The sequence below is a fragment of the Breznakia pachnodae genome, from assembly GCF_030814225.1.
Lineage (GTDB): Bacteria > Bacillota_I > Bacilli_A > Erysipelotrichales > Erysipelotrichaceae > Breznakia > Breznakia pachnodae.
The window spans coordinates 180663-191294 of the sequence record NZ_JAUSUR010000002.1; the positions used below are offsets into that span (position 1 = coordinate 180663).

At 34.1% G+C, this 10632-nt stretch carries 13 protein-coding genes; 2 read left to right on the forward strand and 11 right to left on the reverse strand.

Going from position 1 to position 10632, the window contains the following annotated elements:
* Positions 1 to 4: 4 nt before the first annotated feature.
* The 5 genes from J2S15_RS06960 to ulaG are packed head-to-tail and all read right to left on the reverse strand — an operon-like array spanning position 5 to position 4409.
* Complete coding sequence (locus J2S15_RS06960; protein ID WP_307406755.1) at positions 5 to 1036, reverse strand: hypothetical protein; 1032 nt, start codon at positions 1034 to 1036, stop codon at positions 5 to 7.
* A gap of 49 nt (positions 1037 to 1085) precedes the next feature.
* The gene (locus tag J2S15_RS06965; protein WP_307406757.1) at positions 1086 to 1385 is read right to left on the reverse strand and encodes a PTS sugar transporter subunit IIB; all 300 of its coding nucleotides are present in this window, start codon (positions 1383 to 1385) and stop codon (positions 1086 to 1088) included.
* A 22-nt stretch (positions 1386 to 1407) separates the two neighbouring features.
* Entirely contained in the window at positions 1408 to 2868 is a 1461-nt protein-coding gene (gene ulaA, locus J2S15_RS06970) for a PTS ascorbate transporter subunit IIC (RefSeq protein ID WP_307406759.1), read from the reverse strand.
* 2 nt (positions 2869 to 2870) lie between these two features.
* Positions 2871 to 3347, reverse strand: coding sequence for a PTS sugar transporter subunit IIA (locus tag J2S15_RS06975; protein ID WP_307406761.1), 477 nt, complete (start codon positions 3345 to 3347; stop codon positions 2871 to 2873).
* A 3-nt stretch (positions 3348 to 3350) separates the two neighbouring features.
* On the reverse strand, positions 3351 to 4409 hold the full coding sequence (gene ulaG / locus J2S15_RS06980; protein WP_307406763.1) for an L-ascorbate 6-phosphate lactonase: 1059 nt from the start codon (positions 4407 to 4409) through the stop codon (positions 3351 to 3353).
* Between the two features lie 217 nt (positions 4410 to 4626).
* On the opposite strand from ulaG, the gene J2S15_RS06985 reads away from it, so the two are divergent.
* Positions 4627 to 5412, forward strand: a complete 786-nt coding sequence (locus J2S15_RS06985) for a hypothetical protein (RefSeq protein ID WP_307406765.1) — start codon at positions 4627 to 4629, stop codon at positions 5410 to 5412.
* Positions 5413 to 5431: 19 nt separating this feature from the next.
* Positions 5432 to 6214 carry a DeoR/GlpR family DNA-binding transcription regulator gene (locus J2S15_RS06990; protein ID WP_307406766.1) on the forward strand — a complete coding sequence of 261 codons (783 nt, stop codon included), beginning with the start codon at positions 5432 to 5434 and terminating at the stop codon, positions 6212 to 6214.
* Between the two features lie 35 nt (positions 6215 to 6249).
* Here the strand turns inward: J2S15_RS06990 and J2S15_RS06995 are convergent, their stop codons facing one another.
* The 6 genes from J2S15_RS06995 to J2S15_RS07020 form a co-directional block, all read right to left on the reverse strand.
* Positions 6250 to 6612: an MmcQ/YjbR family DNA-binding protein gene (locus J2S15_RS06995; protein WP_307406768.1), complete on the reverse strand. Its 363-nt coding sequence runs from the start codon at positions 6610 to 6612 to the stop codon at positions 6250 to 6252.
* Positions 6613 to 6622: 10 nt separating this feature from the next.
* The gene (locus tag J2S15_RS07000) at positions 6623 to 6997 is read right to left on the reverse strand and encodes a VOC family protein (RefSeq protein ID WP_307406770.1); all 375 of its coding nucleotides are present in this window, start codon (positions 6995 to 6997) and stop codon (positions 6623 to 6625) included.
* 47 nt (positions 6998 to 7044) lie between these two features.
* Positions 7045 to 7938: a helix-turn-helix transcriptional regulator gene (locus tag J2S15_RS07005; RefSeq protein ID WP_307406772.1), complete on the reverse strand. Its 894-nt coding sequence runs from the start codon at positions 7936 to 7938 to the stop codon at positions 7045 to 7047.
* Between the two features lie 108 nt (positions 7939 to 8046).
* Positions 8047 to 8913, reverse strand: a complete 867-nt coding sequence (gene fba / locus J2S15_RS07010) for a class II fructose-1,6-bisphosphate aldolase (RefSeq protein WP_307406774.1) — start codon at positions 8911 to 8913, stop codon at positions 8047 to 8049.
* A 92-nt stretch (positions 8914 to 9005) separates the two neighbouring features.
* Positions 9006 to 10112, reverse strand: a complete 1107-nt coding sequence (gene ald, locus J2S15_RS07015; RefSeq protein WP_307406776.1) for an alanine dehydrogenase — start codon at positions 10110 to 10112, stop codon at positions 9006 to 9008.
* A gap of 85 nt (positions 10113 to 10197) precedes the next feature.
* Positions 10198 to 10584, reverse strand: a complete 387-nt coding sequence (locus tag J2S15_RS07020; RefSeq protein WP_307406777.1) for a hypothetical protein — start codon at positions 10582 to 10584, stop codon at positions 10198 to 10200.
* Positions 10585 to 10632 lie beyond the last annotated feature (48 nt).

A 10632-nucleotide genomic window follows, 5' to 3' on the forward strand; every position in this document is an offset into this window, starting at 1 on the left:
CCTCCTAATCTTTCACTATATATACGGCTGCTTCATTTAATGTATGATTCGCTGCAATAATCAGATCCTGATCTTTCTGATTAACAACTGCAAGATTGGCTGGTCCACAACCACGTTCAATTACGGTTGTTTCAAACTTCCCATCAATATATTGTACATAAAATAATTCACAGTCATTTCTACGTACTCCAGCTAGGAATGTTGGAACTCCTCTTAATGTAGTTGCGACTAATGTATGGGCAAAATCAATCTCATTGCGATATTCATATACACGTTTATATTCATTTCCATCTTTCTTATAAATATATATTTGATTTCCATGGAATGGCTCAATGGTCATGATTTCATCTTCACCATCACCATCAATATCCATAATAGCAATTTCACTAATCGTTCCTTCCATAATTGTTTCACTCTTCCACTCACCATCTTCTTTCTGTGGAGGTGTAACCTTCAGGATACCTTGATCACTTCCAAAGTAACCAATATATTGTCCATTTTCAATTCGACTAAAATATCCATGATTTCTAAACAATCCATCTTTTAGAACAGTTAATTCAATTCCATCTTCTAAATTATCATTCATCTTTCCAATATATATTTTACCTGGTGATCTCCAGTCTTCTTTATTTTCTTTTACCGTTGCTATGGTAGCAGCAATAAAGTAATTTACTCCATTTACATCATAAATATCAAAACGATGTAGATATGGAAGATATAAGACATCTTTGATTTCCCAGCCATTTTCACCATACTTACCCCAAACAATTTTCGCTTTGCTCGGTGATACTTTTAGATAAAAGTCTTGTACTGCCAGAAACTCATTCTTTTTATTTGGAATCGGAATAATTGACATTGTTCCTCCACCATGATCCCAAACACTTTCACGCTTTTCAAAGCGTTCTCCACTGTATGCATAACAAGGTCCATCCACTTCCTCACTCGCTAATAGCAAGTTCAGTTCATCGTTCACTTCAATACTGCTTGCACAGTAACAACGATACATGTCGTCCAAGTGTATTTTTGTTATTTTCATTTTCTCCTCCATTTTTAAGAAAACAACTATCGGCGAAGCCGATAGCTGTTTACTTGAAACGTTGTGCTAAATCTGTCTCTTCGACACGTTCTTTTACTTCTTTTGGAGACATTACATTACGGATACCAATAACAGTGATTCCTTTTGCTTTTGCATCTGTAAACATGTCTACAAAGTTCATCGGTGTAAATACTACATCATATTGTGATGCAGATGATTTACCTTCGGCAATTGAACAGTGATGTGACTTTGTAAGGTTAAATCCTAAATCTTTCAATCCAGTTTCTACACTCTTTTTCAACATCAAACTTGTTCCCGATCCATTTGCACATGATATTAAAACTCTCATAATTACCTCCTTAAAATTTTAATTATTGAGAATTACCAACTTTTTCTAAGTAAGCATCATAGTCTTCTGTAATTAAGAAGTAAGTATCTTTATTTTTACGGTATTGCAGTTGTGGAATCGCTATTAAAATAATTACAACGATACCAATTCCAATATAACCTGCGTATTTCATAATTACGGTGAATACTGGCCATACTGTAGCCCAGTCAAACATTCCTAAGTATCCTCCATATTGAGCCAATCCCACCCATGTTGCAATCAGTGCTGAACCAGCTACCTGAATGATTCCTGAGAAGAATGGTAAGATACATGCGGCTTTTACTCCACCTTTATTGTTGGCAAATACTGCGATTGCAGCATTGTCAAAGAACATTGGAATAAATCCTGCAATAATAACGGTTGGTGATTTAAATAGAATCAATAGACCAATTGTTAAAAACTGTCCTAATGCTCCAAATAAGAATCCAAGAGTTACAGCATTTGGTGATCCAAACGCCAGTGTTGCTGATACATCGATACCTGGAACTGCTCCTGGTAATAATGTATTTGAAATCCCATGGAATGATTCAGTTAATTCATCAACGAATGTACGTACTCCTAATTGTAGGATAGCAAGATATACTGCAAAGTTCAATGATGTCGTTAGGATATAGAAGAAGAAACTTTGTCCTTCACTCATAAACCCTGCTTCAATCAGATATGGCTGTCCAAGAACTAATAAGATAATTCCAAAGAACAGTAACATAAGAATTGAAGTTGATACCATATTTTCATTAAAGATTGACAAGAAACCTGGTAGGTTAATATCTTCTATTTTTTTACTTGATTTAAACTTTAATTTACTAGCTACCCATGAACTTAAAGCAATCCCAAACATCTGTTGGTGAGCTACGGCAAATCCCGCCCCTCCAGTTAAGTCCTGGGTGATATCGGCAGTTAAGTTGGAACCAACTGCCCAATACAATCCTAATACTAATCCCATAACAGCTAAGATTTCAATTCTTCCCAAGTCTGGGAAACAGAATAGAATTAGCCAGAATGCTGTTGCGGCCTGTTGTACCTGTACATTACCAGTCGTAAATACAGAACGCATTTTTGTGTACTTCTTTAATCTAACTAAAATCAGATTGGCAATAAAAGCAATTAGTAGAAGAATCATTACATCTCCAAATGTTCTTCCAAATGTTTCTTCTATTCCATCCGTAATTGCATTTTGCCCAAAGTAAGGGTCAATTACAGTTGCACTTAAATCAAATCTTTCTTTTAGTCCTACCAAAATTGGTCTAAAGTTGTTGATTAACCCTCCAGAACCAACCGACAGAATAAAGTAACCTACGGTTGCTTTTAAGAATCCTGCGAAACTTTGGTATAACGGTTTCTTTAATAACATATATCCTAATAATACGATAAATCCAATAAAGTATGCTGGTTGCGTCAATACGTTTGTCGCAAAAAACTCCCATATATCTAGTAAAAAATCCATCTCTATTCCTCCTCGACTACGTCCTTATATTTTTCTTTAATTGCAGTAAAGTCTTCCATGGAATTCATTTCCATCAAATCCTCTACGACTCCTTCATGCATAAGCATATTTGACAATCTTGAAATATTATTGCAATGTTCATCATGATTCTTTGCTGCTAAAGTAAAGAATAACTTCGCACTCTTATCAGGATTCCCCACTTCAAATTCAATATCCTGATCAAATTTTGTAAATCCAATACCAGTCCCTAAAACGCCTTCGCTTTTATCTGTAGAATGTGGCATTGCAACACCTGGAATCAATACAATGTATGCTCCATGTGTTTCCACACATTCAATGATTTCCTTTACATATGTTTCTGTAATGATTTCTTTTTCAATCATATTCTGGCAACTTAAACTAATCGCTTCTTTCCAATCCTCTGTACCTGTTTCGAAACGAACTAAATCATTTTCATACAGGTAATCTAACATCTTCATAAATTATAGAATCGATGTAAACGGAACGTTTGGTTCGTCCGTGAAACAGTCTTCGAATCCTCTGCGATAGTGATAAATTCTCTTATCTTTATCAGTTGGCCATACATATTTTCCACCTACATCCCAGATGAATGGTGTGAACTTATAATCTAATGTATCTTTTTTGAAATCATACAGCATTGTAATTTCTTTAGGGTCTGCTTTAAAGTTGGTCCAAACATCATAGTGAATTGGAATTACAACTTTGGTTTGTAATGCTTCTGCCATTCTTAGAATGTCGATAGAAGTCATTTTATCTTGATTTCCAACTGGATTTTCCCCATAAGATCCAAATGCTACATCGATATCATGATCTTTCCCATGTTTTGCATAGTACACACTATAGTGTGAATCACCACTGTGGTAAACATTACCTGCTGGTGTTTTAATTAGGTAGTTAACTGCTTTATCATCCATGTCATCTGGTAAGACACCACGAATATCTTCATCTGCTGTAACTAGACAAGTACGATCGAAACTTTCTAATACAACGATTTCAATATCTTTTACTTTTACTACATCTCCTGGTTTTACAATTTGACAACGCTCTTCTGGAACTCCATAGCTCAACCATTTCTTAACACTTTCAAGTGGTCCAATAAATGGAACATTACCTTCAACATTCTTTAATACAGAAGCTGCAAAGAAAGGATCAATATGGTCATTGTGGTAATGCGTTGATAATACTGCATCAACTTCTTTTACCGCAAATGGATCAAACACAATTGGTGCTGCTCTAAGATTTGGTTGCGTTGCTCTTCCACCAGTCATGTTTCGCATTTGGTGATATGGTGCCATTTCTTTTGTCTTTTGTGTTCGTTTACCATTACCAAACCATAAATCAATTGCTAGGTTTGTGTTGTTTTCGGTCTTAAACCAAACTCCAGTACATCCTATCCACCACATTGCGAATGTACCTGGTTTTACTTCTTCGTTTTCAATCTCTTCATTTAGCCAAGTTCCCCATTCAGGAAACGCGCCAAGAATCCAAGATTCTCGTGTTATATCATTTATCTGACTCATTGTTTCTCCTCCAATACAAATTTCCTAGGTTTTGTTGTACACCTAAATAGTAATGAATAAAAATTCATAACGCAATGCTATTTTATGATTTATTTATCTTTTTTATGAACGTTTACGATTATGTAACCGTATACAGTTCGTAAAATATAAAATTTATTTGTTTATTACGTTGACAATCATTCAAAACGAACATATAATGCAATTAGAGGTGATCATCATGAAGTTTCTAAAATTTAAATCAACAATCTCAGATAAGACCAGAACTTATCTTTCTTATCTGGTATACATTGTCTTTTTCTTTTATAGTATTAATATTATTGTAAACGCTGAAAGCATGGGTGGTAAAGTTTTAATTGGAATAATTGCGGCTATCTTTCTTTCTGTTACCTTACTGGGAGAATATCTGAAACACCTGCAGCGTAACTTAATTCTAACTCTGGCATATAAATGTCAGGTAGATGAAGTAGAGACTATTATGAATAAAATCAAACGTTTGGATATCTTTCATTCTTATAAAGAGATCTTACTGACATTTGAAACTCTTTATAATTGTGATATTGATAAACCACAAGATAATTTAGACTTACTTCAATCAAATGAAAAACTATTTTTATCTTCATTAGATTATTGTCTAGTTTATAACTATACTAGTTTTTATTCTTTCTATCGTATGGGGAATAAAACCAAAGCAAAAAAGTATTATAATGAATTTATCAAAATGAAAGATTTGAAAATTAAACGTAAAAAAGTATCTTCTGTTTATTCTTGGGAGTTTGCCACAGGAACTTACTACTCAATGATTGGTGACTATAAGAAAAGTAAATCTTCATTTCAGAAGTGTGACTTAGATACATTCAATCATCGCGAACAAGCATTGTATTATCTGGAGTATATGAAAGTTTGCAAACAAATAAAAGATACCAAGACGTTTGGTAAATTAGCGCAAAAAGCAGTGAAACTTGAAGGAAATTCAGCTATACTAAAGGAAATAAAAGAATTATAGGAACTGGGGTGAATTAATTATGAAAATGAATAAATCAGTTGTGGATGCAAGAAGAAATAGAATCATGCAACAGATTCAAAAAAATGGAAAAGTAAATGTAGATGACCTGGCACAGGACTTACAGGTATCTCCACTTACGATTCGCAGAGACTTGCAGTATTGGGAAGAAAAAGGTGCAGTAGAACGCTTTTATGGTGGGGCCAAACTGATTCAGCAGTTTGTGGATATTGAAGACTTCTCTTCATCAAATGAACCATACAAACATGCAATCGCAAAATATGCAGCTAATTTTGTAGAGGATGGAGATACCATCTTTATCAATACAAGTTCAACTGCATTATTAATTCTTAAATATATTATTAATAAACGAGTTACGGTTATTACCAACAATGGGAAAGCTATCTTGATGGAATACGATCCAGGAATTTCTATTTTCTTAACTGGTGGAGAATTAAGAACACCAAAAGAAGCAATGGTTGGAGAGTTCGCATTAAACAACCTAAACCGGATTAGTGCAAATAAATGCTTTCTAGGATGTAGTGGTATTAGTGCTAAAGATGGAATGACGACTGCAATCTTACAAGAAGTTGTAATCAATGAAGGAATGATCAATCGCTGTATTGGTGAAACTTTCATCCTAGCTGATCACACTAAAATTGGAAATGTGCATAGTTTTGTATCAGGAGAAATTCATAACTTTGACTATATCATCACTGACAAGTTAGCTGATGAAGGTGAAATGATGGCAATGGAAGATATGGGAATCAAGACAGTGAAATTGGATCCCCTGCAAAAAATATAATAATTAAAAAAAACTAACACCGCATCATTTTGGTGTTAGTTTTCTAATATAGCCTTTTGCTCTTTTTTGGTCATTTTTGATAAGACCAATTCATAAGAGATATCAATCATTTTAAAGATATCTTCATCTGTGAGTTCTTCCGTATTCAGATAAACTGAATTCCAGTGAACCTTATTAGCATAGTAGCCAGGAATTACATCCTTATACATTTCACGCATAGCTTCATTATCTTGAGGATTCCCTTTTAAAGTAATGATTTCATCTCCCATCATTCCAAAACATTTACCATTTAATGAATAGTAGTAACACTCCCAATCATCACGATAATAAACTTCTGCACCTTTCAACTTATTTCCATGTTCAATGAAACTCTTTGTTCTTTTCTTGATATCCTTCATAAATACTCCTTTATTTATTGCAATATAAACTTAATAAATTCCCATCTGGATCTTTCACAATTGCATAATACTGTCCCCAAAATGCATCCCATGGTTCTTTATAAACTGTATAACCTTGTTCATTTACCCATTTACATACATTATCTAACTCTTCATTTGATTCACATTCAAATGCTAGCTCTACTTTATCTCCACTACTTTCTGGAGTAAAGCCATACATACCTGTTACCATTTCTTTACTGTTTAAAGAAATACGTAATGATGAATTATTAATCTCTACATAATTATCATCATAATCACCATTTAAATGAAATCCAATACACTCATAAAAGGCAATTGCCTTTTTCATATCTTCCACTATAATTCCAACCATTCCTAATCTCATGTAATACACCTCTTTTCAGTGATATATTAGCATAACCAATATGACAACTATCTGTCATATTCATATAAATTCTTCATATTATTTGCAATATTCCTTATTTCTTCTCTTATTTCTAGTGGTTCTAGCACTTCTATCTTATCACCAAAACCAAGAATCCATGTCATCATATAGTCCTTGGTTGTGAATCCCCTTTTAAAGTACAACCCATCTTCCTGCTCATCAAAACTATTGATACCATAATCATCAATTAAACGATGACGTACTTCTTTATCAAAGATCGCAACTAATTCATAGTTCACTGTTTCAAAGTAATGTTCTTTGTGATGATACTCTCTTACTACAGCAACTTCTTCAGTTATTTGTAATTGATCCATTCGATTAAGCTTATATGTCCTGAAGTCATCTCGCTCATCACAGATTCCAATCAGATACCAGGAACTCCAACGAAATACGATTTTAACTGGAGATACTTTCTTCTCACTCGTTCCTTTTCCAGTATGATAATGAAATGTTATTTTCTTATCTTCTAAAATTGCATTACGAATACAATCTATTTTCGCAATTAATTCTGTCCCATACCAAGAAGACAAATTGATATCAATTATCTCATTATACTTTGATGGTACATCTTGGCTTAATAATTTATTGATAAAACTTGGAAGAACGGGAGACGTACTTACACTATCAATTGCCTTCAATCCATCTAAAATGGATTGTCGCTCATCAATCGTCATTAAATCAGAGTCAATCTGATAACTTTTGTCTATGGTAATTCCACCTTCAAATCCTACTTGGGTTTGAACTGGAATACCCGCCACTAATAATTTATCTAAATCTCGCATGATTGTTCTTTGCGATACTTCAAAATGCTCCGCCAGATACTTTGCAGTTACTTTTTCTTTTTCTAATAATATGATTAAGATTTCAAATAATCGATTCATAACTTACCTCTATTTACTATTGTATCAAATAACTTATTATATTCCATAAGAAAAAAGATGAATCATCTTTAAGATAACTCATCTTTCTATAAATTATATAATCAATAATTAAGCTTTGTTGTCAGAACCGAATTCTTTAATTTTTTCGATTACCATTGCTTTAATAGCATCACATCCAGGAGCTAATAATTTACGAGGATCATATCCTTTTCCTTGTAAATCTTTACCTTCTTCGATGAATTTTCTTGTAGCAGCTGCAAACACTAATTGACATTCAGTGTTAACGTTAATTTTAGAAACTCCAAGAGAAATTGCTTTTGCAATTTGGTCAGTTGGGATTCCAGATCCACCATGTAATACTAATGGTTTACCACTTGTAACATCTTGGATTTCTGCTAATACATCAAAGTTTAATCCTGTCCAGTTTTCTGGGTATTTTCCATGAATGTTTCCAATCCCTGCTGCTAGCATATCTACACCTAAGTCAGCGATTGTTTTACATTCTTGAGGGTCAGCAACTTCACCGTTACCTACAACTCCATCTTCTTCTCCACCGATTGCTCCAACTTCACATTCAACTGAAACACCTTGTGCGTGACACAATTCGATGATTTCTTTTGATTTTGCTAAGTTTTCTTCAAATGGGTAGTGAGATCCATCAAACATAATTGATGAGAATCCTGCTGCTAAAGCAGCTTTTGCTCCATCGTAACTTCCGTGGTCCAAGTGTAATGCAACTGGTACTGTGATTCCTAAATCATCAATCATAGCTGATACCATAGCTGTAACTGTTTTGTAACCAGTCATGTATTTTCCAGCACCTTCAGAAACTCCAAGAATTACTGGAGAGTTTGTTTCTTGAGATGCTAACAAAATCATTTTTGTCCACTCTAAATTATTGATATTAAATTGTCCTACTGCGTAATGACCTGCATGTGCTTTTTCAAGCATTTCTTTTGCTGATACTAATGCCATGTTCTATTTCCTCCTTGGTTAACACTCTTATTTTACTCCATTTCTTCGCAAAAATAAAGACAAATAGTGCATTTGATAATTTTTTCACATTTTTATTTTAATTCATTTAAAGATTTGTATTCTTTTCCAGTTGCTTCAGCTACTGCCTGGAATGTTACATGTCCTTTGTACGTGTTAATTGCAGTTGATAAAACTGGTGAATCGATTGCATTTTCAATTCCTTTTGTAGCAATCTGTAATCCATAAGCTAACGTAGCATTTGTTAATGCAAGGGTTGAAGTACGTGGTACAGCTCCTGGCATATTTGCTACACAATAGTGCACTACATCATCAATGATAAAGGTTGGATTGTCATGATATGTTGCTTTTGTTGTTTCAATACAACCACCTTGATCAACCGCCACATCAACGATAACTGCTCCTTTTTTCATTGTTTTCAGATATTCTCTTTTTACTAACTTTGGTGCTGCTGCTCCTGGAATCAGAACAGCTCCAATTACCAAGTCTGCTTCATCACATTGTCTTTGAATTTCAAAGTCTGTACTATATAATGTTTGCAGTTCATTTCCAAATATATCATCCAGATAAGCTAAACGATTGATGCTCTTATCTAGAATCACTACATCTGCTCCCATACCAACTGCAGCCTTCGCCGCATTGATACCTACAGCTCCTCCTCCAATGATTACAACCTTCCCGCGCTTAACACCTGGAACTCCACCAAGTAGCACTCCACTACCTCCCTGTGGCTTCTCAAGACATCTTGCACCTTCCTGAACGGCAAGTTTCCCAGCAACCTCACTCATGGGTTTTAATAGTGGTAATTCATGGTGATCACTTAAAGTTTCATAAGCAACACCAGTTACTTTGTATTTTACTAATGCATCTACTAATGCTTTATCTGCAGCTAAATGCAGATACGTATATAAGATAAGTCCTTCTCTAAATAAAGGATACTCACTTTCTAAAGGTTCTTTTACTTTAATCATCATGTCAACTGTTGCCCAGATATCTTTTGGATCCGCTACAATGACTGCACCTGCATCTTTGTATTCCTGATCAGAAAATCCACTTCCTTCTCCAGCACCACTTTCAATATAGAACTCATGTCCTTCATTCACATAAGCAGCTACAGATGCTGGTGTACAACCAACACGATATTCATGTTTCTTAATTTCTTTTACACATCCTATTTTCATATAAGTACCTCTTCTCTGTTATTGTTTATTCTACCTTTTTTTCTAGTTATATGCAAAAAGCCTTAGAAAAAAGTGCAATGAGAAATCACTGCACTTCTGGAGTTTGCGACATTTGTCTTAGTTTGTAAATAGAGAATCCTGAAAGAATCCACGTAAGAATTCCTGAGTTGATTCCTGAAGTCATTGCAACAAGAGTAAGCCCTGCAGAAAACAATAAAGGTATAATTCCTTTTACATCAAACTTCTTACCTTTGAAATATGTATAAACACTCCCCAAAAAGATAATTGACAGTAATGCCAGTACAACAACATAGACAATAAAGAAATTATTAACTACATTACTATCTACTACCTTTCCATCTTCCATCCACATAGATGAAACAACTACATTAAGGATCGTCATTCCCAACATAATTACAATCAATGCAATGTTTAATATTTTGGCTATTTTAATTATTTGTTCTTTTGCCATTATTATTCTCCTCTACGAATATTCATTCTTCCTCTATTTTATGTTAGT